This is a genomic window from Streptomyces sp. NPDC058198 (assembly GCF_042882605.1).
Taxonomy (GTDB): Bacteria; Actinomycetota; Actinomycetes; order Streptomycetales; family Streptomycetaceae; genus Streptomyces.
This window is the reverse complement of record NZ_JBHVVP010000006.1, coordinates 436,907-462,008: the sequence shown is the minus strand read 5'-3', so window position 1 is coordinate 462,008 and position 25,102 is coordinate 436,907. Positions and strand designations below refer to the sequence as shown.

The window sequence follows — 25,102 nt, the reverse complement described above, 5'->3', positions numbered from 1 at the left end:
CGTCAGGCGCGGTCCCGGCGGTCGTAGCGGCCGGCGAACCAGGACCGTACGGCCTCCGTGTGCAGCGGGAACGCCAGCTCCGCCGGCGCGCGCAGCAGGTGCCAGCCCTCCGTCTCGTCCGTCGGGGCCGAGGGCGGCAGCTGGGCGGCGGGGCGCTCGGGGAGCAGGCCGAAGAGCAGCAGATGGCCGTGGGGCGAGCTGAGGGCGTCGGCGAGCCGTACGTCCTGCCACGGCGCCTCGATACCCGTCTCCTCCCGCAGCTCCCGAACGACCGCGTGCCGCCAGTCCTCGGTGTGGTCGATGAAACCGCCGGGGAGGGCGGTACCGCCGCGCTGGGGTTCGATGGTGCGGGTGATGACGACGAGCGCGGTGCCCTGGTGGTCCGTCACCGGCAGCAGGGCGACGGCGACGGGCAGCGGGTTGCGGTAGGCCGTGGCGCCGCAGACCGCGCAGGTGCGGGGCCAGCCGGCCGCCGCGGGGTACGGCGTGCCGCAGCTGCCGCAGTGCGAGTTCATCACGGGTTTCTTCTTGGGCTCCGACACGCGCGGACTGTATCCGATCTCCCTTCCCCGCGGCCGCCGGACCTGATAAACGAAGTGCCCATGACAAGACTTGTGTCCGTACTCCGCGTCCTGGCCGTCTCGGCCGCCGCACTGCTCACTGCCACCGCCACCGCGCCCGCCGCGCAGGCCGGGCCGGGGCCGGCGGCGCCGAAGGAGTTCGTGGCCCTCCGCTCGGTCGCGCCGACGATCATTCAGGAGATGCGCTACGTCACCCCGCACACCTTCATGGGCGAGCGGGTGGACGGCTACCGGCAGCCGGTCTGTATCGTCACCCGGCCCACCGCCGAGGCGCTGCGCCGGGCCCAGGCGCGGCTGCTGCGGCAGGGCTACTCACTCAAGATGTACGACTGCTACCGGCCGCAGCGGGCCGTCGATCACTTCGTGCGGTGGGCGAAGGATCTCCAGGACGAGCGGATGAAGCAGGAGTTCTATCCGCGCGTCGACAAGTCGCGGCTGTTCGCGGACGGTTACATCGCGGAGAAGTCCGGGCACAGCAGGGGCAGCACGGTGGACCTGACCCTCGTGAAGCTGCCCGCCCTGCCGACACGGCCGTACGTCCCCGGCGAGCAGCTCGCTCCCTGCTACGGCCCGAAGGCCGAGCGGTTTCCCGACAACTCCGTGGACATGGGCACCGGCTACGACTGTTTCGACACGCTCGCGCACACCGACGATCCGCGTGTGCAGGGCGCGCAGCGCGCGAACCGGCAGCTGCTGAAGGGGACGCTGGCCGAGGCCGGGTTCACCAACCTGCCGGAGGAGTGGTGGCACTTCACCTACAAGCCGGAGACGTTCCCGGACAGCTACTTCGACTTCCCGGTGGCATGGGGCTCGGTCATCGGGCACTGACACCTGTTTGCGGTTCCTGTCCGAGCCATTACGGTGCCCTTATGGCGCAGGAGACACGTGAGCAGCAGACGTTTGATTCGTACGAGGAATTCTGGCCCTACTACGTCGCCATGCATTCGAGAGCGGCGACCCGCTGGGTCCATCTGACCGGGACGCTCACGGGGCTCGCGATCAGCGTCTACGGCCTGGCGCGCGGACGGAAGCGGTATGCGGCGGCCCTGCCGCTGATCGGCTACGGGACGGCCTGGCCCGCGCACTTCTTCATCGAGAAGAACAATCCGGCCTCGTTCGGGCATCCGGCCTGGTCGCTGCGCGGCGATGTGCAGATGATCCGGATGATGCTGGCGGGCCGCGACGCGGAGCTGGCGAAGATCGCCGCCGAGTGGCTCGCCGAGCACCGCTGACCTTCCCGGGCCCCGTCCGAGCGCCTTACGTTCCGTCCGAGCGTGTCAAGTACTGCCCTGAACTGGGCTTGCTGTCACCGGTCTTGACGACCCGTCAAGGCCGGTGAACACTGCCATTCCGCCGACATCAGCGCACGTCGGCACGCTCACCACGCTCGTCACGGAGATCCGGGGCCAGCGGCCCCGGCCTGGGCCCAGGCCGTGTCCGCAAAGTTTCGCCTGGCCGACGACGCTCGGCACGCACGCTCGCCGCGTTGTCGGAACCATCCGAGTACGTCCAGTACACGAATGATCCTCCGCCTTGCGATCGCACGCACCGAACGCCGCCGACCCCGCCCTCCGGGCGGACGGCGCTACTTTGCGGACACGACCTGGGAGCCGCCTTGAGCAATGGGGACATATTCGTCGGTGAGGTCATCGGGACCGCGATACTCATCCTCTTCGGCGCGGGGGTCTGCGCCGCGGTCACTCTGCATCACTCCAAGGCCAGAGCCGCCGGCTGGGTGGTCATCGCCTTCGGCTGGGGCTTCGGGGTGCTGGCGGGGGCGTACACCGCGGCGCCGCTGTCGGGCGGCCATCTGAACCCGGCCGTGACCGTGGGGATCGCCGTCGACACCGGCGCGTGGGACAAGGTCCCGCTCTACATCCTCGGGCAGATGACCGGCGCGATCATCGGCGCGGTGCTCTGCTGGCTGGCGTACTACGCGCAGTTCCGCGCGAACGCCGACCCCGGCGTGGCGCAGCCGACCCTCGGGATCTTCTCCACCGCGCCGGAGATCCGCAGTCCGGTGGCGAACGTGCTCACCGAGGTGATCGCCACGGCCGCTCTGGTGCTGCCGATCCTGGCCTTCGGGAAGAACGCGGGGATCGGCATCGGTGAAATCCCCGGCAGCGCCGGTGTGTACGGCTCCGGTATCTCGGTCCTGCTGGTCTCCCTGCTGGTCGTGGGGATCGGTCTCTCGCTCGGCGGACCCACCGGCTATGCCATCAACCCGGCCAGGGACCTGGGCCCGCGCATCGTGCACGCGCTGCTGCCGATCCCCAACAAGGGCGGTTCCGACTGGGCTTACGCCTGGGTGCCGGTGGCCGGGCCGCTCGTCGGCGGGGTCCTCGCCGGGATCGTCTTCAACGCCGCCTTCTGACCAGACCGGTCGCCAGACTGACCGTCAGACCGATCGCCGGACCGATCAAGGGGACGTCATGACAGACAAGTTCGTCGCCGCAATCGATCAGGGAACCACGTCGAGCCGCTGCATCATCTTCGGTCACGACGGCGCGATCGTCGCCGTCGACCAGCGGGAACACCGCCAGATCTTCCCCAGGCCGGGCTGGGTGGAGCACGACGCCACCGAGATCTGGGCCAAGGTCCAGGCCGTGGTGGCGGGCGCGCTCGCCAAGGCGGGCCTGCGGGCCGACCAGCTCAGCGCGCTGGGCATCACCAACCAGCGTGAGACGACCGTCCTGTGGGACCGGGCGACCGGCAGGCCGGTGCACAACGCGATCGTCTGGCAGGACACCCGTACCTCCGCGCTCTGCCACGAGCTGGGCGGCACGGACGGCCAGGACCGGTTCCGTGACGCCACGGGGCTGCCGCTCGCCAGCTACTTCTCCGGGCCCAAGGCGGCCTGGCTGCTGGACAACGTCCCCGGTCTGCGCCGCCGGGCCGAGCGCGGTGAGATCGCCTTCGGCACGCTCGACTCCTGGCTGATCTGGAACCTCACGGGCGGCACGGAGGGCGGGGTGCATGTCACGGACGTGACCAACGCGTCCCGCACCATGCTGATGAACCTGGAGACCCTTCAGTGGGACCGCTCGATCCTCGCGGCGATGAATGTGCCGGAGGCCGTGCTGCCGGAGATCAGGTCCTCGGCGGAGGTGTACGGGACGGCCGTGGGCCGGCTCGCCGGGGTGCCGGTGGCCTCCGCGCTGGGCGACCAGCAGGCCGCGATCTTCGGCCAGGCCTGTTACGACACGGGGACCGCCAAGAACACGTACGGGACGGGCAGCTTCCTGCTGCTCAACACCGGTGAGCGGCCGGTGCCGTCGAAGAGCGGACTCATCACCACCGTCGGCTACAAAATCGGCGGGGAGGCCCCCGTCTACTGCCTGGAGGGGTCGATCGCGATCACCGGCGCCCTGGTGCAGTGGTTCCGGGACCAGCTCGGCCTCATCCGCTCCGCCGGCGAGATCGAGACGCTCGCGGCGAGCGTGGACGACAACGGCGGGGCGTACATCGTGCCGGCCTTCTCCGGGCTGTTCGCCCCGTACTGGCGCTCGGACGCGCGGGGCGTGATCACCGGTCTGACCGGTTATGTCACCAAGGCACATCTGGCCCGCGCGGTGCTGGAGGCGACCAGCTGGCAGACGCGCGAGGTGGTGGACGCGATGTACCAGGACTCGGGGGTGCGGATCAGCACGCTCAAGGTGGACGGCGGGATGACCGCCAACAATCTGCTGATGCAGCATCAGGCGGATGTGCTGGGCGTTCCGGTGATCCGGCCGAAGGTCTCGGAGACGACCTGCCTGGGCGCGGCGTACGCGGCGGGGCTCGCGACCGGGGTCTGGTCGGACCTGGACGAGCTCAAGGCGCACTGGAAGCGCGATGTCGAGTGGTCGCCGCGGATGGCGGCGGAGGTGCGCGAGCGCGAGTACGGCAACTGGCGCAAGGCGGTGGAGCGCAGCTTCGGCTGGCACGAGGAGGACGGCCGCTGAGAGCCTGTCGGGTGACCTTCGAGCGCCCGATCAGAGGCCACCCGACAGGCTCCCAGCCGTCTCCGTGACCGCCGCGCGGCGGTCACGGAGATCCACGGCCCGTATCCCCGACGGCGCGGGGGTGCGGGCCGTGCTCCGTGCGTTCGGCGGTGGAACCGGCTCAGGTCGTCGCGTGTTCGCGTTGGCGCGCCGCGCGGTTCATGGCGTGCTCGACGACCGACACCAGTACCTCCTTGACGGACTCGCGCTCGCGCGCGTCGCACATCACCAGCGGTACCTCGGGGTCGAGGTCGAGCGCCGAGCGCACGGTCTCGCCGGGGAAGCGGTCGGCGCCCTCGAAGCAGTTGACGGCGACCGTGAACGGGATACCGCGCCGCTCGAAGTAGTCGACGGCGGCGAAGGAGTCCGCGAGACGCCGGGTGTCGGCCAGCACGACCGCGCCCAGGGCGCCCTGAGCCAGCTCGTCCCAGAGAAACCAGAAGCGGTCCTGGCCCGGGGTGCCGAAGACGTACAGCACCAGGTCCTCGCGGAGCGTGATCCGGCCGAAGTCCATGGCGACCGTGGTGGTGGTCTTGCCCTCGACCCCGTCGACGTCGTCGACAGGCCGGCCCGCCTCGCTCAGCACTTCCTCGGTACGGAGCGGTTTGATCTCGCTGACCGCGCCCACCAGGGTGGTCTTGCCCACCCCGAAGCCGCCCGCGACGAGAATCTTCAGCGTTACCGGACCGACCGGACGCTGCCGGTGGCTAGAGCGCCCGAAGACCATTGATCACCTCGCGGAGAATGTTCACGTCCGGCAGCTCGGCCGGCGGAACGGGACGGGTTACGTGCACCATTTCGTCCTCGACGAGATCGCCCACCAGGACCCGGACCACCCCGACGGGGAGGTCGAGGCCCGCGGCGAGCTCGGCGATCGACTGCGGTGTCTCACAACAGCGTTCGACGATCTCCACATGCTCGGGGGAGAGCGTCTGGTCCCGGCCGGGGTCATCGGCCGCCGGTTCGGGGACGACGACCGCGATCAGGTCGAGCCGGTGGCGGGTCGCGCTGCTGGTGCGGCCGCGCGTCATCGCGTACGGGCGTACCACCGGTCCGGCTTCGCCGTCGAACCAGTGCTGCTGTTCCTGATCTGCGTCACTCATGCCGGTCCATCACCCTCCGGCGGGCAGACCGGTCCGTGGCGCCGTGCCGAGATGGGCGCCGACCCGCTTGACCATGAGCGTCATCTCGTAGGCGACCTGGCCGACGTCGGAGTCCGCGTCGGAGAGCACGGCCAGACAGCTGCCGTCCCCCGCCGCGGTGACGAAGAGGAAGGCCTCGTCGAGTTCCACGACGGTCTGCCGGACCATGCCCGCCTCGAAGTGGCGGCCCACGCCCTTGGCGAGGCTGTGGAATCCGGAGGCGACGGCAGCGAGGTGCTCGCCGTCCTCGCGCGTGAGGTCCTTGGACGTACCGGTGGCGAGGCCGTCACCGGAGAGGACCACTGCCTTACGGATGCTGGCGACCCGCTCGACTAGCTCGTCCAGGAGCCAGTTGAGCTCTCCCGCGCCGTTGGGGTCGGTGACGTTGCGTGCTGCGGCGTTCGGTGCGGTCATCGACCGTCCCCCTCCGATGTGGTTCCTTGTGTCTCGCCGGGGCCGGTGGTGTCCTCGGCATCGTTCTGCCGACGACCACGCTGCCAGCCCCGCTGGAGCGAAGCCATGCGGCTGCGCACTTCGTCCGCGTCCCGCTCGGTGTCCTGGCCCGCGGCGGGCGCCGGGGCAGTGGCGGGGACCTGGTCCGCGTCCCTCAACTGGGGGGCGAGACTGGCCTGCCTGACGCGGCGGGGCAGTCCGCCGAACGCGGCCTCGGCCACGTCGGGCGGCAGCTGGTCCCGCACCTGGGCCGCTCCGCCGGGGGGCGCCCCGTCGGACGGCGGTTCTGACGCCGGGTGGGCACGTCCCTGTTCGTCCACCCGCCGGCCGCGGTCCGCGACCAGGGTCGGGGGCTTGCGCCGGGGCAGCCTGCCGGGGTCACCGGGACGGCCCGGCCCGGCGTCCGGGGCCTGCTGATGCTGGTCGTACCGGCCGCGCGCGTCCTGGACGGCGCGGCCGTCGCGCCGGTCACGGGCAGTACGGCCGGTCTCCCGGGTGTCGCGGGCGGCGTCGCGCAGGTGTTCCCGGGCGCGGAAGATTCCTCCGCGCTCGCTCTCCGTGTCCTCGATGTCGGCGACACCGTCACCTCCGCCGAGGGCCGGCCCGCTCTGCCTGCCGCGAGCGCCGACCGGGGGTTCGAGCTCGACCGGGCCGTCGAGCGCGGACGGGCCGCTGCCCAGTCCGGCGGGGACCTGGGCCAGCGCGGTCAGCTTGCCGCCGCCCTCGGCGCGGCCGCGGCCGCGCTCCAGGGTGCTCTTGCGGTCGAGCCGGAAGCCGGTGCCCTCGGTCTCGGGGGCGTCGGTGAGCAGCGCGACCGGCAGGAAGACGATCGCGGTGGTCCCGCCGTACGGGGAGGGCTGGAGCGAGACGCGTACGTTCTGCCGCTGGGCGAGCCGGCTGACCACGAACAGTCCGAGCCGGTCGGTGTCGGACAGCTCGAACTCGGGGGTCTCGGCGAGCCGCAGGTTGGCGTCGAGGAGCATTTCGGGGGCCATGCCGAGACCGCGGTCGTGGATCTCCAGGGTGAAGCCGTTGGCGACCCGCTCGCCGTGCACCTGTACCGCGGTGTGCGGGGGCGAGAACACCGTGGCGTTCTCCAGGAGTTCGGCGATGAGGTGGGTGAGGTCGGCGACGGCCGGGCCGCCGACGCCGATCCGCGGCAGCCTGCGGACCTCGATGCGCTCGTAGTCCTCGACCTCGGCGACGGCGGCGCGTACGACGTCCATCAGCTGGACCGGCTTGCGCCACTGCCGGGACGGCGCGGCTCCGGAGAGGATCACCAGGCCCTCGGCGTGCCGCCGCATACGCGTGGTGAGGTGGTCGAGACGGAAGAGGTCGGCGAGTTCCTCGGTGTCCTCCGTACGGCGCTCCATGGTGTCGAGGAGCGTCAGCTGACGGTGGAGCAGGACCTGGTTACGGCGGGCGAGGTTGACGAACACCTCGGAGACCCCGCGCCTCAGGTCGGCCTGTTTCACGGCTGCCTCGACCGCCGCGCGCTGGAGTGTGTTGAGCGCCTGGCCGACCTGGCCGACCTCGTCCTTCTCGTAATCGAGCCGCGGGGCCTCGGTCTCCACGTCGACCTGCTCGCCGGCGGCGAGGCGGCGCATGACGCTGGGGAGGCGCACACCGGAGACCTCGTGGGCCTCCTTGCGCAGCTGGGACAGGTCGCGGATCAGGTCGCGTCCGACACGTACGGAAATGATGATGGAGGCGAGGAGCGCGGCGAAGCCGAGCACGCCCGCGACGCCGACGCGGAGGAACACGTCGCGGCGGACGGGGTCCACATGCTGCCGGTAGAGCGACTCGGCGCGAGCGCTCTGGCGCGTCAGGTCCGCCAGGACCGGGGCGGTCATCTCCTGCCAGCGCACCGCGTCGATCGTCTTCGGGTCCTTGACGGCGCCCGCCGCGATGAGGCGGTCCTCGGTGCTGCGCAGGGACAGCGCGGCCGGGGTGCGCCAGTACTGCTCCAGTGTCGCGCGGTCCGCGGCGGGCAGGTCGGACAGGTTGGTCTGGTAGAGCAGCGTGCGGTTGGCGACCAGGTCGGAGACGGCGCGGATCTCGTCCGTGGTGAACCTGCGCGCGACCAGCGAGGACGCGATCAGCGCGTCCTCACGGGAGAACATCTCGTTGGCGCGGGCGAGTCCGGTCAGCGAGCGGCCCCAGTTGTCCAGGTCCTCCTGCCGGTGCAGGGTCTCCAGGAAACTGTGGCTGGGATCCACGAGCCGGTTGTAGGAGGACAGCGCCTGTGCGCGGGTCACGGCGTGCTCGTCCACGGAGCGGCGCAGCGATCTGAGGTTGTCCAGGGCCTCGACGAGCGAGGTGAGCGTCTGGGCCGTGGCGGGGTCCAGCCGGCCCCGGACGCCGGACCCGGCGTTCGTCGTGACCAGGGTCACGGCCAGGTCGGTGGCGGTACGCAGGTCCCGGAGCTCACTCAGGGAACCGGTGTCCCTGGGGTCGGCCAGATAGATGAGCGTCTGACGGCGCTCGTTCTGGAGGTCGTGGACCATCTCCTTGATGGGGGTGCCCACCTTGGTGACGACCCGGCTGACATCGAGGAGCTGGAGGGCTTCACGGCCGGTGAGTGTGGTGGCGAAACCCCAGAGGGCGGTGAGCGAGAGGAGCGGCACGAGCAGCAGTGCCACGATCTTCCGGCGGATGGATTTCCCGCGAAAGCGCATGGCCTCCCCCAGCTCGATCCCCGCCCGGTGCGGAGATACTCCGTCAACAAACGGCGCGAGCCTACTACTGCGACAGCGGCAACTCGAAGGCACGTCCGGATGTTTTTCAGCCGCCCCCCGGCGCCTTGATCATGAGTTGTCCCGGTATTCAACGAGATGACTTCGGCCACGGTGACGCACACCACCAGGCGGAACGGTGTCCGACTCGTTCAAACGGATGGCTGGATCCATTCGATCGCGGAATGCCCCGGGAATCTTCCCGCGCGGCTGTTCGTCCTTGTGTGCGGGGATCAGGGGGAAGTTGGGAGCACTGCGGGCGGTTCGCCTCTCACGTTCGGTGCCCTGGCCGGCGTGAAGCGACCGAAACCGGACAGTCACCCCTGAGACGGACAGTGGTGGGGAGTGACGGTCCATGGAGACGGATGAGCGGCGTGACGCCGCGTCGGCGGGCGGGCTCGCGGGAGGTTACCGGGAGCTCTGGATCGAGGAGCCCGCGGTGCGGTATCGCATGCCGGATCCGGTCAGAAAGGCCGCCGTCCGGGCGGTGATCATAGCGGCGGTGACGCTGATTCAGGCCATGATTGCGTTTCTCAGTACGCTCGCCGGCTCCTGGCTGGCGTTTCCCATGGTGCTCAGCAGCGTGGCGTCCACGGTGGGGGCGACCTGGGGCGTGCTGGACGTATGGGTGACGCGCCAGGTGTGGAACCAGCGGCACGGAGTGGTGTCCGTTCCCAGCAGTACGGCGCGGCAGTTGCGCCGGGAGCGGCGCAGGGCCCGGCGAGCGGCGCGGAGCGCGGGACGGAGCGCGCGACAGGATGGAGCGCGGATACGACGCCGGGGGACGAACAGGCTCAGCGAGGCGTAAGGCGTGAGGCGGACCGGAGGCGGTGGTGCGCTCCGGTCCGCCGCATCCGGCTCCGGTCCGTCCGCTCCGGTACGCCCGCTCCGCCGTTACTCCGCGACGGACTCGGGGGTCCGCTTGAACATCCGCGTCGCGGTGATCTCACCGTGCACGGGCTCCCCGTCGGGGTCCTGCTGCGGCAGGCCGGGGCGCAGATGCTCCTCCACGCTGATGTACTTCAGTCCCGCGCGCAGGTCGGCGTCATTGCGCAGCCGGATGACGAGGGGAAACTCCGCCAGCGCCGTCGTGTCGAAGAGACCCGTGGTGTAGAGGAGCTGGACGCCCAGGGCGTCCGAGACCGCGCGCTGGAGCTCCAGCAGATACGTGGCGTTGGCGCGGCCGATCGGATTGTCGAGGAAGAGCGTGCCGGCGTGGCGGTGCTTGTCCCGGCCGCGGTCGTTGCTGCGCAGGGCCGCCATGGTGCAGTAGAGGGCGATGGCCGCGGTGAGCAACTGGCCACCGGAGAAGACATCTCCCATCTGCCCGACCGGGACGCGCTCGGCCCGCAGTACGGCATCGGGCTTGAGGATCTCCACGGCGACGCCCTTGGGCTGCAGCGCCGCCTGCACACCCCGCAGCAGCAGGGACATGCCGTCCCGGCGGAGATCGGAGTTCTTCTTCAGGGCCGCGCTGGTCGCCTCGTCGATCACCTCACCGAGCCGCTCGGCGAGCACCGACCGGTCGGGTTCCTCGAAGCGGATCCGCAGGAACTCCTGTCCTGACCACTCCCCGAGGCCCTCGGGCAGCCGGGAGAGCCGCTGCGCCGACCGGAGCGTCGTCAGCGCGGATTCCACCAGCCCGCGCAGCCGGTCGACGATGGAGTCGCGGTTGCGCTCCAGCTGCGCCAGCTCGTCCGTCAGCACGCGCAGCCGGGGCGCGAAGGCCAGCGCCCACTGCGCGGCGTGCTCGGGCAGCGCCGACGCGGGCAGTTCACGGATCTGCTGCCGGGCGGGGGTGCGCACCTGCTCGTAGCGGGTGGAGTTGGCGTGCCGTACGAGCACGTCGGAGGCTTCCCGTACGGCGGCTTCCGCCGTGGAGAGCTCGGACGCGCAGCCGCGCAGCGAACGGCGGGCCTCGGCGGCGGAGTTCCGCGCTTCCTCCAGGGTGCCCGGATACGGCTCAGGGGCCTGCGGCGTCTCCTCGTCCCCGCCGCGCCGCTGCTCGTCGTCGGACGCCGCGCCACGCAGCAGGTCGCGCAGGAGGGCGGCCGTCTCGTCGAAGCCACCCGCCGCGTCCTCCGCGGCGCGGTGCGCGTACAGCAGCTCGCCGTGCGCGGCGCGCGCGGTCTCCAGCGCGTCGGTGCGTACGGCGAGTTCGGTGGTGGCGGTACGGAGCAGGGTCTGCGCCTGCTCGGCGTCGGCGGGGACCAGCTCCTCGGGCAGTTCGGTGTGCGCGTCGCCGTCGGCGGGCGCGAGCCGCTCCGCCTCGCCGCGGAACCGGCCCAGCTGTTCGCTGGCGGCCGACGCGCGCGACTCCAGCATCTGGACGAGCGACTCGGCGCGCGCGGCGGCCGCCTGCCGGGACGGGCCGTCGGCGCCGTCCGTGGATTCGAGGAGTTGGGCGGCGCGGCCGCGGACCTTGTTGGTGAGCCGGTCCAGTTCGGCGAGGGCGGCGCTCTCGTCGCTCTCCGCGCGGGCCTGTTCGGCCCGGAGGTCGGCGCCGACGCCGACCTTCTCGTACAGCTGGGAGGCGGCGCGGTAGGCCTCGCGCAGGGTGGGCAGCGCGGCGCGCGGGGCAGCCGCGTCGGGCTCCGGGAGGCTTTCCGGCGCGCCGGCGATCTCGGCACGCTCGGCGCGCAGCGCGCGGGCGGTGCGGCGGGCGTCGTCGCCGGCGCGCTGGGCGGCCCTGCGGTCCTCGTCCGCGGCGCGGGCCCGCTCCAGGCAGACGGCGGCCCTGGCCTCGGACTCGGCCGCGTCATCGGCCAGTTCGCGGAGTTTCGACTGCCAGCCGGCCCGCTCGCGCAGCCGGAACGCGAGGCCCGCCAGGGCGTCGGCGGCCCGGCGGGCGCGCTGGGCGGCTTCCTGGCGCTCGTCGCGGACGCGGGCGGTGTCGGCGGCGGCTTCGTCCGCCTCCGCCCGTACGGTACGGGCCTCGGCGAGCGTCGTCGCGGCGGTCTCCGCCGTGTCCCTGGCCGTCCTGGCCGTCCCCGCGAGCTCCGTGAGCATGCCGGGCGGGCAGTCCGTACGCCAGGAGCCGAGCCGGGCGGCGAGCGAGCGGTCACCGGCGAGCCGGGCCGCAAGCACGCGGATCTCCTCGTCGCGAGCGGCGGCGCGGGTACGCAGCGCCTGCCGCTCCTCGTCGGCGGCGTGTTCGTCGTGCATGGCGGGGTTCGGCGGTACGAGGAACACCCCGCTGTCGTCGGCGTCTTCCGAGCCGGGGCCGGGGACGGGCGCCAGCAGCGCGGCGGCGGTGCCCACGGCGACGGTGGAGCGCGGCAGCAGGGCGGCGCCGGCCAGAGCCGTACGGGCGCGGGCGTGCGAGGCGGGGTCGGTGATCACGACCCCGTCGACCAGCTCGGGCCGGGCGGCCAGGACGGCGGCGTGGTCGGCGGGGTCGACGGCCTGGGCCAGATAGCGCCAGCCGGGGAGGGCCGGGATGCCCTGCTCGCCCAGGTACTCGACGGTGGCGAGGACGTCGGGGCCCGGCGGCAGGAGCCCGCCGTCCCCGAGCGCGCCGAGGATGCGGGAGTCGTCCGCGGCGGCGGTGCGCAGATCGAAGAGCTGCCGTTCGGCGGAGGCGATGCCCTGGTCCAGCAGCTCGCGCAGCTCGTCGGCGTACCGGTCAAGATCCTCGGGGCTCAGCGGCCCGTCGGCGGAACGCCGCGGCGCGCGGGACGCCGCGCCGCCCGGCCGGCTGCGGGCCGGGTGCGGCACCGAGCCGTTCGGCGCGCTGTCGTGGCCCGCGGACGCGTCGCCCGTACGCTCCCGCGCCGCCGTGCCGCTGCGCGGCGCCGGGACTCCGGCCAGGGCGGCGGCCGTCGCGGGCAGGCTCAGCAGCTCGGCGAGCCGCTCGTCCTCGGCGATCGACTCCGCGGCGCGGCGCTCCGCGTCGTAGGCGTGTTCCGCGGCCAGCGCCGCGTCGGCGGCGCGGGCGGCGGCCAGTTCGGCGCGGGACTCGGCCGAGGCGCTCTCCCTGGCCCGCTCGGCGGCCGTACGCGCGGCCTCGCGCGCGGTGTCCCAGCCCGCGACGGCCGACTTCTCCGCGTCGCTCGCGGCGAGCGCGGCGCGGGCCGGGTCCGCGTCGGGCGCCGTGTCGTCGAGCCAGCCGGCCCGTACCGCCTCGGCCGTCTCCTGCCCGACCTCGGCAAGTCGCTGGCGCAGATGCCCGGCCTCGCTGCGGGCGCGCTGTGCCTCGGTGGCGGCGGAGGTCGCGTCGCGGTGGGCGGCCTCGCCCGTCTCCTGGAGGGCGGCGGAGCGCTCCTCCTGCTCGTTCGCCACGGTCTCGCCGTCCTCGGCGGCGGCGTGCAGCGCGCGGACGAGGTCGGCCGCCGCCGTGGCCCGCGCGGCCAGGGCGGGCGCGGCGTCGCGCTCGGCCTCCCGGATCGCGACGGCCACACGCGCCGAACGGTCGGCGGCGGCGCGATGGCGCAGTACGGCCTCGGCCGCCTGCCACGCGGAGTGCAGCGTACGGGCGTCGGTCAGCTCGCGGCGCTGGGCGGCGGCGCGCTTCTCGGCGACGGTGAGGGCCAGAGAGGCGTGCCGGTAGGACAGTTCCGCGGCGATCAGCGCACCGCGGCCGCGCGCCTGCTCGGCCCCGGTGACGGTGTGCGCGGCGGCGGTGACCTGCTGGGCGAGATCGGCGGCCCGGCCGCGCTCCTCGGTGGCGCGGGCCGTGAGGCGGCGTACGAGGGTACGGGCGCGGCGCTCGGCGCCTGCGTGGATGTCACGGGCCCGGGAGCGGACGCCCGCGGCCTCGACGATCCGGCCGAGCAGATCGGCGGAACCGGCCGTGAAGTCGCGCTCCGCGGTGAGTTCGGCGCGGCGGCCCAGTTTGTTGCCGAAGCCCCCGACGAGGTCGGCGAGTCCGTCCGTGTCCCGGGTGTCGGTGACGGCGCGCAGCAGCAGATCGGTGAAGTCGGAGTCCTTCTTGACCGCGAAGAGGCCCGCGGCCTCGCCCTCGTCTGCGTTCATCTCCCGCTGGTAGCGGAACAGTTCGGGATCGAGGCCCAGATCGCCGAGGTGTTCGTTCCAGCGGTCGTGGATCTCCTCCCAGTGGATGTCGAGATGCGGATACACCTTGCCCGCGTCGGTGATGGCGTCCCGGAACCCCTTCATGGTGCGGCGCCGGCCGCGCGCTCCGGAAACGCCCTCGACGGGCGGCCGGACGGCGGTGGCCTCGGCGACCGGCAGGGAGTCCAGGCTGAGCCCGGGGCCGGGCCGGAAGGAGTACCATGCCTCGGCGAACTTCCTGGGGTCGTTGGACACCTGGCGGCCGCGCCACTCGCTGGCCTTGCCGACCACGACGAGTTCGCCGGTGAGCGTGTGCTGCCACTCCAGGGCGACATGGCCGCAGTCGTCGGCGAGCAGGAACTTCCGCAGCACACCGGAGCTGGCGCCGCCGAGCGTGTTGCGGTGGCCCGGCAGCATCACCGAGAAGATCAGCTTGAGCAGTACGGACTTGCCGCCGCCGTTCTCCAGGAAGAGCACGCCCGCGGGGGCCGGGCGGCGCGGTGGCCCCACCGGCTCCTCCTCGAAGAACTCCGCCTGTGTGGGGGCGGGGTGGGGCACGGGCGCGCCCACTCCGCGCAGGTCGAGCACGGTGTCGGCGTAGCGCGCACCGGCAGGCCCGATGGAGTAGAGGCGGACCCGGGACAGCTCGTACATGGCGGGGGACTCTCGTCTGGTGAAAAGCGGTGGAGGCGGGGCGGGAACGGGGGCGGGAATGCTGGCGGGGGCGGCGGATGCGGGCGGGGTCAGGCGTGGAAGGGCAGGCCCGCGTCGGCGGCCAGCTCCAGGTCGTCGCCGTCGGGCGGCGGAAGCAGGGTGGCGGAGCCGTCGGTGACCGGTACGACGCCCAGCTCCAGCAGCTCGGCCATGGCCGCCTGGCCGGCCAGGTCCCGTACCTGGAGCTGAAAGCGGGCGGTGGTGCGGTAGGCGCCGCCGGCGTCGTCGCCGGTCCGCTGCAGAAAGCCGGAGTCGGTGAGGAAGGCGACGGCCTTGCCGACGATGCCGGTGGTGGAGCCGGCGAGCCTGCGGGCGTCCTTGGTGGCGCCGGTGGCGCTGCGCCGTGCGTAGATCCGCCAGGCGGCTTCGAGGCCGGGGGCGTCGGTCGACGGGTCGGTGTTCTCGCCCTGCTCCTCGGCGCGCTCTTCCAGCCTGCGGCAGGCCTGGCGTACGAACGTGTCGACGCCGTTGACCGTGATCCGGCCGATGTATCCGTCGTCGGCGAGGTCGGCGGGCCGGGGGAACGCCATGGCCGCGACGGCCAGATGGGCGAGGCCGTGCAGGAAGCGGTCGGCGGAGTCGGTGGAGGCGCGGCGGGCGTAGTCGCCCATCCGGACCGCGAAGACCGAGTCCTCACCCGCGGTCACGGCCATGCCGGCGCGCGGGGACACCTCCAGGACGACCAGACCGAATCCGGTGGCGATGGCGTCGGCGACGCGCGCGAAGGCGGGGTCATCGCGGTAGCGGCGGAGCAGTTCGGTGTACTCGGCGTCCCGGGCGGGCAGCAGCTTGGGCTGCAGGCCGAAGGAGACGAGGCGGGCGGCGTCGGCGGCGTCCGCGGGGGTGACGGCGGTGGCTCCGGCGGCGGTGGTGGCCACGCCGGGCGTGGCTTGCGTGGCGGGCTCGGCCGCCTCGCCGCGGCCGGGGTCGCTCCACGCGGCGGTGTGCTCGGCGTGGTGGTCACTCACGGGTGGTGCTCCTTGCTGGTGGGGCTGGTGGGGGGGGTCGGTGGTGCGGGGGTGGCGTCCGGCCGGGGGGTGCGGGGGCCGGGGGTTCCGGAGGTCCGTGTCCGGACTGCATGATTTACGGCGCCCTGCGGGTGCGTTGCCGGGTGCGGGTTGTAGAGCGCCACACATCACGCTTTACGTCCGGACACGCACCTCCTGCACCCCCTGCCCCCTCCCGTCGGTGGGCCGCCACCGCGTGTCACAGGCCCTCCGCGCGGTCCGCCGTCATGCCCGCCGCGTCCAGGAGCGCGGTGCCCACTATGAGGTCCGCTCCGCCGAACTCCTCGTCGTCGAGCGTGGTGCCGTCGTCGACCGCGAACAACAGGCGTCCCTCGCCCTGGCGGTAGGCCGTGCCCACCGGAGGGCTGGCCGCGTGGATGGCCAGGAGGGCGACCAGGTAGGGCAGTTCCGGATCGCGGCGGCGGGCCTCCGCGAGGAGGCCGGAGAGGCGGCGCGGGGCGTCGTGTTCCAGGTCGAGCAGTTCCTTGGCGCTCGCCAGTTGCTCCTCGCTGAAGCGGCTGTCGTCCGGTGTCGCGATCAGATCCGGCTCGGGCATCTCCGCGCCCAGGTGGTCCCGCTCCACCGGCGGCGTCAGCAGCAGGCCGATCAGGTCGCCGACCCGGACGGACGTGGGCGTACGCAGCCCGGTGCCACGGGCGAAGTACGCGTCCGTCACCCGGGTCGCCTGCTCGACGGGGAGCGGCAACAGCGGGGCGAGCAGTTGTCCGTACAGGTCGAGACCGGCGTGGGCGGTGGGTCTGGCGAAGGCCTGCCGGTCCTGCTCCGCGCGGAACAGCGGACCCGCCTCCAGCAGCCGGGACTGGAGCTGGGTGTGGCGGCGGATGCAGTCCTTGACGATGTCGACCAGTTCCGCCGCGCGCCGCTTGCGCTCGGCCGTCTTGGGGTCGGCGCCGGTCTCGGCCTCGTCGCGCGCCTTGCGGATGTTCGTCAGGATCGCGTTCTCGTGGCGGTAGCGGTCGGCGACATGGTCGAGCGCCTCGTCGATCATGTCCGGTACCGCGCTCAGCCAGTCGACCGCGCGTACGTTGCGCCGGGTCGCCTCCAGCGTCCTGCGGAGCGTTTCCGCGTACTGGACGGTGCGGTAGCGCGCCTGCTCGGCGGCGAGCTGGGCGTCGGCGAGCCTGCCCCGGTTGATCAGGACCTCCAGCTTGACCTCGGCGGCGATCTGGGCGCTGGTGACGTCCGTGTCGAGCGCGCCGACGAGCACGTTGACCGCTTCGTCGGTCGTACGGAGATAGACGCTGCCGCCGTGCCCCGGCACCTCTTCGATGAGCTTGAAGTCGTAGTCCCTGCGGGTGTACACGCCGTCGGTGCCGAACGTGCCGTAGACGGCGCGGAATCCGCGGTCCACACTGCCGACGTTGATCAGGTTCTCCAGCACCCAGCGGGCGACGCGCTCATGCTCGGCGACCGGGCGGCCCGGGGCCTGGGCGGCGACGCGGGGCAGGAGTCTGGCCACTATCTGTTCGTGGTCGGCGCCGGTGTCGAAGTCCATGTTGAGCGTGACCAGATCGATGGCGGAGAGCGCGACCTCGGCCATCGCGTAGATGGAGTACTCCCCCGCGAGATTGGCCTTACGGGTGTCCAGGTCGTGCAGCGGCGCGGTGCAGGCGAGCGCGCGCAGCCGCCGCGCCAGCCCTTCGTCGGCGGCCGGGCCCTGTGCGGGCCGCGGCCCCGCGCTGAGCTGGGGCGGAACGAATTCCGTCGAGGCAGGCGAAGTCACGCTGCACAGATTATGTCCTCACACCGACATCGGCCGAAACGGCGCAGAAGGGCCTTCAGCCGCTGTCCGCGACGAGCGCCGCGTACACCTCGACGAGTTGCTCGCGCGAGTCGTCCAGATACGCGGCGAGCATGCGTTCCGTGCCGTCCCGGTCCCCGGACTTGAGGGATTCCAGGAGCTGCCGGTTCCGTACGAGATACGGCTCGTGCAGCCGGCGCGGATCGTCCACCACATGAAAGGCGAGCCGTAGTTCGGCCAGCACCCCGCGCATCAGTTCGTCGGTGCGCGCGCTGCCGGCCAGGGCGACCAGTTCTCGGTGGAAATGGATGTTCGCCGTCGAGACACCCGTCCAGACCCGCTCCATCGCGGCCCGCTCGCCCTCAGAGACCGCCTCCTCCAGACCGCTCACCGCGAAGGGCGGCCCGTCGAGCCCCCGGACGACGGCGCATTCGATCAGCCGGCGGGTGCGGTAGATGTCCTTGACGTCCTCGACCGCGAGCACCCGTACGAAGACGCCCCGGTTGAGCTCATGGACGAGCAGCCGCTCGTGCGTGAGCAGCCGGAACGCCTCGCGCAGCGTATTGCGCGAGACACCGAGGGCCTTGCCGATGGTGTCCTCGGAGAGCCGTTCCCCCGGCTGGAAGTACCCCTCGGCGATACGGGTGCGCAGGATGTCGGCGACCCGCTCCGCCGTACTCGTACGGCCCAGCAGGGGTCGGTCGTCCGCCAGTTCGCCGAGTCCGGCCCCGCTCGTCCCCACAGCGTCTCCTCCGTCGGCCTGGGCGACCCATCGTAGAACAATACGACTCTTGTCGGATCGTTGAACGATCCTCTACGTTGTTCTCAGCTCACGGTCCCAGCCCGGCAGCTGAGGCGTGGGCGGCGCCCTGGTCTTCGCTACGGTCTCGCGGTACTCGCGCTGATCGGTCTGCCCGAGACGCGCGGCCGCGAACTGATCCGATCCGATCGGAAGGTGACTCCATGACCTGGGCGTCCATCGATCTCAACGCCGACCTCGGCGAGGGCTTCGGCCGCTGGCGGCTGACCGACGACGAGCAGCTGCTCTCCGTCGTCACCAGTGCCAATGTGGCCTGCGGCTTCCACGCCGGGGACGCGGCCACCATGCGGCGGGTCTGCGCGTGGGCCGCCGAGCGCGGGGTACGGATCGGCGCCCAGGTCTCGTACCGCGATCTGGCGGGCTTCGGCCGCCGCTCGATGGATGTGCCGCCGGACGAACTCGCCGCCGAGATCGCCTACCAGATCGGCGCGCTGGCGGTGTTCGCCAAGGCGGCCGGCGCCCGGGTCGCCTATGTCAAACCCCATGGCGCGCTCTACAACCGTGTCGTCCACGACGCGGCGCAGGCCGAGGCCGTGGCCGAGGGCGTCAAGCTCACCGGCGAACGGCTGCCGCTGCTCGGGCTGCCAGGATCCACGCTGCACAAGATGGCGGAGAAGGCCGGACTGCCGGTCGTCACGGAGGCGTTCGCCGACCGTGCGTACACCGCGGAGGGCACGCTCGTGCCGCGCGGGCAGGAAGGCGCTGTGATCACCGACGCGTCGGCCGTCGTGGAACGGTCCGTCTCCATGGCCAGGTTCGGGGTGGTGACCTCCCGGTGCGGGCAGTCCGTCGGCATCCGCGCCCGCTCGCTCTGTCTGCACGGGGACACCCCGGGCGCCGTCGATCTCGCCCGCCGCGTCCGCAGCCAGCTGGAGGCCGCCGGCGTCCGCGTGGAGGCCTTCGTATGAGGGCGCTGCCCGTCGGCGACCGGGCGCTCCTCGTGGAGCTGGCCGACGGCGAGGAGACCGCGGCGCTCCATGGAGAACTGCTGCGCCGCCGCGCCGCCGGCACCCTGCCGCCGGTGCGGGAGATCGTGCCCGCGGCCCGCACCGTACTGCTGGAGGGACTGGACGATCCGGCGGGCTTCGCCGCGCGGCTGGACGGCTGGGCGGCCCCCGCGCCGCACGCGCGCGCCACGGACACGGTCGAGCTGCCGGTCCGCTACGACGGTCCCGATCTGGCGGAGGTCGCGGCGCTGTGGGGGGTGCCGGCCGAGGAGGTGGTACGGATCCACTCGGCGGCGGAATTCCGGGTCGCCTTCTGCGGGTTCGCGCCCGGCTTCGGCTACCTCACCGGGCTCCCCCGGCGGTACGCCGTACCCCGCAGGTCCACGCCCCGTACGGCCGTACCGGCAGGATCCGTCGGTCTCGCCGGCCCGTACACCGGGGTGTACCCGCGCTCCTCACCCGGCGGCTGGCAGCTGATCGGGACGACGGACAGCGTGCTGTGGGATCCGGCCCGTGAACCCGCCGCGCTGCTGGCGCCCGGGACGCGGGTGCGGTTCGTGGCGGCGGGCCGATGACGGACCGGGCTCTCTCGGTCATCCGGGCCGGTGCGCTGACCACGGTGCAGGATCTGGGCCGGTACGGGCACGCCCACCTGGGAGTGCCGCGTTCCGGCGCGCTCGACCTGCCGGCCCTGCGGCTCGTCAACCGGCTGGTGGGCAATCCGGAGGGCGCCGCGGCCCTGGAGACGACGCTCAGCGGATGCGCGGTACGGCCGCGTTGCGCGGTCACCGTGGCGGTCGCCGGGGCGCCGTGCCCGGTCACGGTCGACGGGCGTCCGGCGGCCTGGGGCGCCCCGGTACGGGTTCCGGCGGGCGCGGTGCTCGATGTCGGGGCGGCGGTCTCCGGGGTCCGCGGCTATGTGGCGTTCGGCGGCGGGATCGCGGTGGAACCGGTGCTGGGCAGCCGGTCCACCGATCTGCTGTCCGGCCTCGGACCCGGGCCACTGCGCGACGGGGCCGTGCTGCCGCTGGGCCGTACGGTGGGCCGGGCGGCGCCGGTCGACGGGGCTCCGACGCAGGCCCCGCCCGCCGAACTGGTCCTGCGTGTACGGCTCGGGCCGCGCGACGACTGGTTCACCGCCGGGGCGCTGCGGACGCTGGTCACCCGCGCCTACCGGGTGTCGCCCGCGAGCAACCGCATCGGGCTGCGCACGGAAGGTCCGCCCCTGGAGCGCGCCGTACACACCGAACTGCCCAGCGAGGGCTTGGTGACCGGGGCCGTGCAGGTGCCGCCGGACGGCCGTCCGCTGGTGTTTCTCGCCGACCATCCGACGACCGGCGGCTATCCGGTGGTCGCGGTGGTCGCGGAGCGGGACCTCCCGGCGGCGGCGCAGGCGGCGCCGGGCACGCCGGTGCGTTTCGTGCCGGCCGGGCGCTGATCAGCGGCGGCCGTCCGGTGCCCCGTAGCCGCCCCCGCCCGGCGTCCTGATGACCAGCACATGGTCCGGTCCCACCTCCGCCGAGTCGACGCCCCGCAGCGGCGTGACCGTACCGTCCGCGCGCTCCACCTCGTTGCTGCCGAGCGCTCCGGGTCCGCCGCCCGCCATGCCGTACGGCGGGACGGTGCGGTGGCCGGTGAGCAGCGTCACCGTCATCGGCTCCAGGAAGCGCAGCCGCCGTACCACCCCCTCGCCGCCGTGCCATCGCCCGGTTCCGCCGCTGCCGTCCCTGATGGCGAAGGCGTCGACCCGTACCGGGTAACGCCACTCCAGCACTTCGGGGTCGGTGAGCCGGGAGTTGGTCATATGGGTCTGTACGGCGTCGGCGCCGTCGAAGCCGTCCCCTGCGCCCGAGCCGCTCGCGATGGTCTCGTAGTACTGCACCCGGGCGTTGCCGAAGGTCAGGTTGTTCATGGTGCCCGAGCCCTCCGCCTGGGCGCCGAGCGCCGCGTACAGCGCCCCGGTGACGGCCTGGGAGGTCTCCACATTGCCCGCGACGGTCGCCGCCGGGTAGCGGGGCGCCAGCATCGAGCCGTCCGGTACGCGCACCTCCAGCGGCTCCAGACAGCCGCTGTTGAGAGGGATGTCGTCGGCGACGAGCGTCCTGAAGACGTACAGCACGGCGGCCATCACCACGGAGGTGGGCGCGTTGAAGTTGCCGGGCAGCTGGGGTGAGCTGCCGGTGAAGTCCAGGACGGCGCCGCGCGCCGCCCGGTCGACCCGCAGCGCGACCTCGATCACGGCGCCGCCGTCGGTCTCGTAGCGGTACGAGCCGTCGTGCAGCCCTGCGACGATCCGGCGTACGGACTCCTCGGCGTTGCGCCGTACGTGCCCCATATAGGCCTGGACGACGTCGAGGCCGAACTCCTCGACCGTGCGGCGCAGTTCGGCGATGCCCTTCTCGTTGGCCGCGATCTGGGCCCGCAGGTCGGCGAGGTTGGTGTCCGGGTCGCGGGACGGATACCGCGCGGTGGTGAGCAGGTCCCGGGTCTCGGCCTCGCGGAGCCGGCCGTCCCTGACGAGCAACCAGTTGTCGAAAAGCACGCCCTCCTCGTGCACGGTCGTGCTGAAGGCGGGCATGGAGCCCGGGGTGATGCCGCCGATCTCCGCGTGGTGGCCGCGCGAGGCCACCAGGAAGCGCGGCCGCCCGCCCTGTTCGTCGTCCTCGTCGAAGACGGGCGTCACCACGGTCACGTCGGGCAGATGGGTGCCGCCGTGGTACGGGTCGTTGATGGCGTACACATCACCGGGGCGCAGTGTGCCCCGGTTGCGCCGGAGCACCTCCTTGATGGATTCACCCATCGAGCCGAGATGGACGGGGATATGGGGCGCGTTGGCGATCAGATTGCCTTCGGCGTCGAAGAGCGCGCAGGAGAAGTCGAGCCGTTCCTTGATGTTGACGGAGTGGGCGGTGTTCTCCAGCCGCACGCCCATCTGCTCGGCGATGGCCATGAAGAGGCTGTTGAAGACCTCCAGGAGCACGGGGTCGACGTCCGTGCCGACCGCGACCCGTGAGGGGCGGGGCCGTACGCGCGTGAGCAGCAGGTGGCCCAGCTCGCCGGCGGCCGCCTGCCAGCCCGGTTCGACGACGGTCGTGGCGTCGGCCTCGGCGATCACCGCGGGTCCGGTCACGGTGTCGGACGGCCGCAGGTCCTCGCGGCGGTGCAGCGAGGTGTCCCGCGTGCGGCCGTCGGTGAACATCCTGACGGTCGCGTACGGCTCCGTCCCGCCCGGCCCGCCGGAGCGCCGCGGCGTGTGCGGGCCGTGCGCGCCCGCCGTCCCGACGGCTTCGACGGAGACCGCCTCGACGACCAGGGGCTTGTCCATGGTGAAGGCGTAGCGGGCTCGGTGTTCGCCGGCGAAGGCCCCGGTCATGGCGGAGCGGGTGTCCAGGGCGACCGGCAGGCTCGCGTCCGTACCGGCGTAGCGCAGGAGCACGCGCGCGTGCGTGGTGATGGCGCTGTCCGGGACGGAGTCGGCGCGCAGTTCGGCGCGGGTGCGCTCCGCGAGGGAGTCGCACAGCTCGCGCACCCGGCGCACGGTGTCGTCGGTCAGCTCGGCCTCGACGGACTGTTCCCGCATGGCGGTGGCGTCGGCGAGTCCGATGCCGTACGCGGAGAGAACCCCGGCGAGCGGCGGGACGATCACGGTGTCGACCCCGAGGGAGTCGGCGACCGCGCAGGCGTGCTGGCCGCCCGCGCCGCCGAAGCTGGTGAGCGCGTAGCGGGTGATGTCGTGTCCGCGCTGTACGGAGATCTTCTTGACGGCGTTGGCCATGTTGAGGACGGCGATCTCCAGATAACCGGCCGCGACCTCCTCCGGGGTGCGCCGTACGCCGGTTGCCCACCGTACCTCCTCGGCGAGTTCGGTGAACCGTTCCCGCACCACCTCGGCGTCCAGGGGCTGGTCGCCGCCGGGCCCGAACAGCGCGGGGAAGTGGGCGGGCTGGACGCGGCCGAGCATCACATTGGCGTCGGTCACGGTGAGCGGGCCGCCGCGCCGGTAGCAGGCGGGGCCCGGCTCGGCGCCCGCCGAGTCGGGGCCGACGCGGTAGCGCTGTCCGTCGAAGTGCAGGACGGAGCCGCCGCCCGCCGCGACGGTGTGGATGTTCATCATGGGGGCGCGCATCCGGACCCCGGCGACCTGGGTGCCGAGCTCGCGCTCGAACGCGCCCGCGTAGTGCGAGACATCGGTGGAGGTGCCGCCCATGTCGAAGCCGATGACGCGGGTGAAGCCCGCCTGCTGCGACGTACGGGCCATCCCGACGACACCGCCGGCCGGTCCCGACAGCACGGCGTCCTTGCCGCGGAAGTGAGCGGCTTCCCGCAGCCCGCCGTTGGACTGCATGAACATCAGCCGGATGCCCTGGAGCTCCCCGGCGACCTCGTCGACATAGCGCCGCAGGATCGGTGACAGATAGGCGTCCACGACGGTGGTGTCGCCGCGCGGCACCAGTTTGATCAGGGGGCTGACCTCGTGGGAGCAGCTGACCTGGGTAAAGCCGGCGGCGCGGGCCGCCTCGGCGACGGCGCTCTCGTGCGCGGGGTGACGGTAGCCGTGCATCAGTACGACGGCGGCGCTGCGGAAGCCGTCACCGTGGGCCGCGCGCAGCTGCTCGGTGACGGTGTCCGGTTCGAGCGGCCGTACGGTGACGCCGTGCGCGTCGACGCGCTCCGGAACCTCGATGACACGCTCGTACACCGCCTCGGGCAGCACGATATGGCGGTCGAACAGCCGGGGCCGGTTCTGGTAGGCGATGCGCAGGGCGTCCCGGAAGCCCTCGGTGATGAGCAGGACGGTCGGCTCGCCGCGCCGCTCCAGGAGGGCGTTGGTGGCAACCGTCGTCCCCATCTTGACGACATCGATCCGGTCGGCCGGGATCGGGTCGTGCGGCCCGATCCCGAGCAGCAGCCGGATGCCGGCCACCGCCGCGTCCTTGTACCGCTCCGGATGGTGCGAGAGCAGTTTCCGGGTGACGAGCTCCCCGTCGGGGCGCCTGCCCACCACATCGGTGAAGGTGCCGCCCCGGTCGATCCAGAATTCCCAGCGCCCGGTCATTCCCCCATTCTCGCAACGGGAGCGCCCGGGGAGAGGGCGGCGAGCGCGCAGGAGAGCGTGTGATCGGCGTGGAGATCGAGCCGGGCGCTGCTGCCGCGCGCCCGGTGCCGTACCTCGTCGCCCGCCAGCCGCAGCAGTTCCGGGAGGAGATCCTTGCAGCGGCGTGCGACCCATCCGGTGCCCGAGGTGGCGAGCCAGCGCAGTGCGGCCGTACGGGTGGGCGGGGGCTGGTCGGCTTCGAGGGCGGGCGGCGGGCCGAGGGTGAGTCCCCGTGCGGTGAGCAGCTCGTGGAAGCGCGCGGCGATCATCCGGTGGCCGCGCTCCCCGGGGTGCAGCCGGTCGGCGCTCCACAGGGACCGCTCCGCCACCCAGGAGGCGTCCGCCATATGGAGGTGGATGGCGTCGTACCGCGCCGACAGGGCGTGGACGACGGCGTTGACGGCGCGCTGGCGGCGGGCGAGCGGCCGGGCAAGGGGCGCGGGCAGGCCGAGCATGCTGCCGGGGTCCGGCAGACAGGCGGTGAGCAGGACGGTGCCGCGCGCGGCGAGGGCGCCGCAGGCCCGGTCGAGCCGTGGGGCGAGGTCCTGGATGTCGAAGGCGCGGCGCAGGGTGTCGTTGACGCCGACGAGGACGGAGGCGATAGAGGGTTCGAAATCGAGGGCGGCCGGGACCTGCCGCTCCTCGACATCCCGGGTCAGCGCGCCGCTGATGGCGAAGTTGTGGAACAGGACGCCCGCCTGGGGCTCGGCGGAGCCCCCGCCGAGCAGCGCGGCCCATCCGCGCCATCCGCCGGGCACGGGATCGCCGACCCCGGCGGTGAGGGAGTCACCGAGCGCGGCGAACCGCAGGACCCGCAGCGGGGCGGCGGCCTCCGTCTGGGTCTGCTCCG

19 protein-coding genes are annotated in these 25,102 nt (G+C 72.7%); 8 read left to right on the top strand and 11 right to left on the bottom strand.

Going from position 1 to position 25,102, the window contains the following annotated elements:
- Positions 1–2 precede the first annotated feature (2 nt).
- Complete coding sequence (locus tag ACFVWW_RS23295; RefSeq protein WP_386878838.1) at positions 3–515, bottom strand: NUDIX domain-containing protein; 513 nt, start codon at positions 513–515, stop codon at positions 3–5.
- A gap of 87 nt (positions 516–602) precedes the next feature.
- Between ACFVWW_RS23295 and ACFVWW_RS23290 the strand changes: the two genes are divergently transcribed.
- From ACFVWW_RS23290 to glpK, 4 genes are all read left to right on the top strand, one after another.
- Complete coding sequence (locus tag ACFVWW_RS23290) at positions 603–1,409, top strand: M15 family metallopeptidase (protein WP_384188772.1); 807 nt, start codon at positions 603–605, stop codon at positions 1,407–1,409.
- Positions 1,410–1,450: 41 nt separating this feature from the next.
- The gene (locus tag ACFVWW_RS23285) at positions 1,451–1,813 is read left to right on the top strand and encodes an Mpo1-like protein (RefSeq protein ID WP_384188771.1); all 363 of its coding nucleotides are present in this window, start codon (positions 1,451–1,453) and stop codon (positions 1,811–1,813) included.
- A gap of 383 nt (positions 1,814–2,196) precedes the next feature.
- Positions 2,197–2,955, top strand: coding sequence for an MIP/aquaporin family protein (locus ACFVWW_RS23280; protein ID WP_384188769.1), 759 nt, complete (start codon positions 2,197–2,199; stop codon positions 2,953–2,955).
- A 58-nt stretch (positions 2,956–3,013) separates the two neighbouring features.
- Complete coding sequence (gene glpK, locus ACFVWW_RS23275) at positions 3,014–4,525, top strand: glycerol kinase GlpK (RefSeq protein ID WP_386878823.1); 1,512 nt, start codon at positions 3,014–3,016, stop codon at positions 4,523–4,525.
- 160 nt (positions 4,526–4,685) lie between these two features.
- Here the strand turns inward: glpK and ACFVWW_RS23270 are convergent, their stop codons facing one another.
- From ACFVWW_RS23270 to ACFVWW_RS23255, 4 genes are read right to left on the bottom strand one after another with little or no spacing between them, the layout of a single operon-like run.
- Entirely contained in the window at positions 4,686–5,291 is a 606-nt protein-coding gene (locus ACFVWW_RS23270) for an ATP/GTP-binding protein (RefSeq protein WP_384188765.1), read from the bottom strand.
- Positions 5,272–5,667 carry a DUF742 domain-containing protein gene (locus ACFVWW_RS23265; RefSeq protein ID WP_386878822.1) on the bottom strand — a complete coding sequence of 132 codons (396 nt, stop codon included), beginning with the start codon at positions 5,665–5,667 and terminating at the stop codon, positions 5,272–5,274. The genes ACFVWW_RS23270 and ACFVWW_RS23265 overlap by 20 nt, the downstream gene beginning before the upstream one ends.
- A 9-nt stretch (positions 5,668–5,676) precedes the next feature.
- Positions 5,677–6,120: a roadblock/LC7 domain-containing protein gene (locus ACFVWW_RS23260; protein WP_384188761.1), complete on the bottom strand. Its 444-nt coding sequence runs from the start codon at positions 6,118–6,120 to the stop codon at positions 5,677–5,679.
- Positions 6,117–8,837: a nitrate- and nitrite sensing domain-containing protein gene (locus tag ACFVWW_RS23255; protein ID WP_386878821.1), complete on the bottom strand. Its 2,721-nt coding sequence runs from the start codon at positions 8,835–8,837 to the stop codon at positions 6,117–6,119. Before ACFVWW_RS23255 ends, ACFVWW_RS23260 begins: the two co-directional genes overlap by 4 nt.
- A gap of 412 nt (positions 8,838–9,249) precedes the next feature.
- On the opposite strand from ACFVWW_RS23255, the gene ACFVWW_RS23250 reads away from it, so the two are divergent.
- The gene (locus ACFVWW_RS23250) at positions 9,250–9,702 is read left to right on the top strand and encodes a hypothetical protein (protein WP_386878820.1); all 453 of its coding nucleotides are present in this window, start codon (positions 9,250–9,252) and stop codon (positions 9,700–9,702) included.
- Between the two features lie 86 nt (positions 9,703–9,788).
- On the opposite strand, the gene ACFVWW_RS23245 is transcribed toward ACFVWW_RS23250, so the two are convergent.
- The 4 genes from ACFVWW_RS23245 to ACFVWW_RS23230 form a co-directional block, all read right to left on the bottom strand.
- A complete protein-coding gene (locus ACFVWW_RS23245; protein ID WP_386878819.1) occupies positions 9,789–14,561 on the bottom strand; it encodes a hypothetical protein in 4,773 nt (1,590 codons plus the stop codon).
- Between the two features lie 89 nt (positions 14,562–14,650).
- Positions 14,651–15,589 (bottom strand): hypothetical protein, encoded by a 939-nt coding sequence (locus ACFVWW_RS23240; RefSeq protein WP_386878818.1) that lies wholly within the window; start codon positions 15,587–15,589, stop codon positions 14,651–14,653.
- Positions 15,590–15,827: 238 nt separating this feature from the next.
- Positions 15,828–17,372 (bottom strand): hypothetical protein, encoded by a 1,545-nt coding sequence (locus ACFVWW_RS23235; protein WP_386878817.1) that lies wholly within the window; start codon positions 17,370–17,372, stop codon positions 15,828–15,830.
- 55 nt (positions 17,373–17,427) lie between these two features.
- Positions 17,428–18,132 (bottom strand): GntR family transcriptional regulator, encoded by a 705-nt coding sequence (locus tag ACFVWW_RS23230; RefSeq protein ID WP_384188751.1) that lies wholly within the window; start codon positions 18,130–18,132, stop codon positions 17,428–17,430.
- Positions 18,133–18,353: 221 nt separating this feature from the next.
- Here ACFVWW_RS23230 and ACFVWW_RS23225 point away from each other — a divergent pair, with 221 nt between their 5' ends.
- The 3 genes from ACFVWW_RS23225 to ACFVWW_RS23215 are packed head-to-tail and all read left to right on the top strand — an operon-like array spanning position 18,354 to position 20,595.
- On the top strand, positions 18,354–19,118 hold the full coding sequence (locus ACFVWW_RS23225) for a LamB/YcsF family protein (RefSeq protein WP_386878816.1): 765 nt from the start codon (positions 18,354–18,356) through the stop codon (positions 19,116–19,118).
- Positions 19,115–19,732, top strand: a complete 618-nt coding sequence (pxpB, locus tag ACFVWW_RS23220; RefSeq protein WP_386878815.1) for a 5-oxoprolinase subunit PxpB — start codon at positions 19,115–19,117, stop codon at positions 19,730–19,732. Before ACFVWW_RS23225 ends, pxpB begins: the two co-directional genes overlap by 4 nt.
- The gene (locus ACFVWW_RS23215) at positions 19,729–20,595 is read left to right on the top strand and encodes a biotin-dependent carboxyltransferase family protein (RefSeq protein WP_386878814.1); all 867 of its coding nucleotides are present in this window, start codon (positions 19,729–19,731) and stop codon (positions 20,593–20,595) included. The genes pxpB and ACFVWW_RS23215 overlap by 4 nt, the downstream gene beginning before the upstream one ends.
- Here ACFVWW_RS23215 and ACFVWW_RS23210 read toward each other — a convergent pair whose 3' ends face one another.
- Positions 20,596–24,213 carry a hydantoinase B/oxoprolinase family protein gene (locus tag ACFVWW_RS23210; protein ID WP_386878813.1) on the bottom strand — a complete coding sequence of 1,206 codons (3,618 nt, stop codon included), beginning with the start codon at positions 24,211–24,213 and terminating at the stop codon, positions 20,596–20,598.
- Positions 24,210–25,070 (bottom strand): SGNH/GDSL hydrolase family protein, encoded by an 861-nt coding sequence (locus ACFVWW_RS23205; RefSeq protein WP_384188786.1) that lies wholly within the window; start codon positions 25,068–25,070, stop codon positions 24,210–24,212. The genes ACFVWW_RS23210 and ACFVWW_RS23205 overlap by 4 nt, the downstream gene beginning before the upstream one ends.
- Positions 25,071–25,102: the final 32 nt, after the last annotated feature.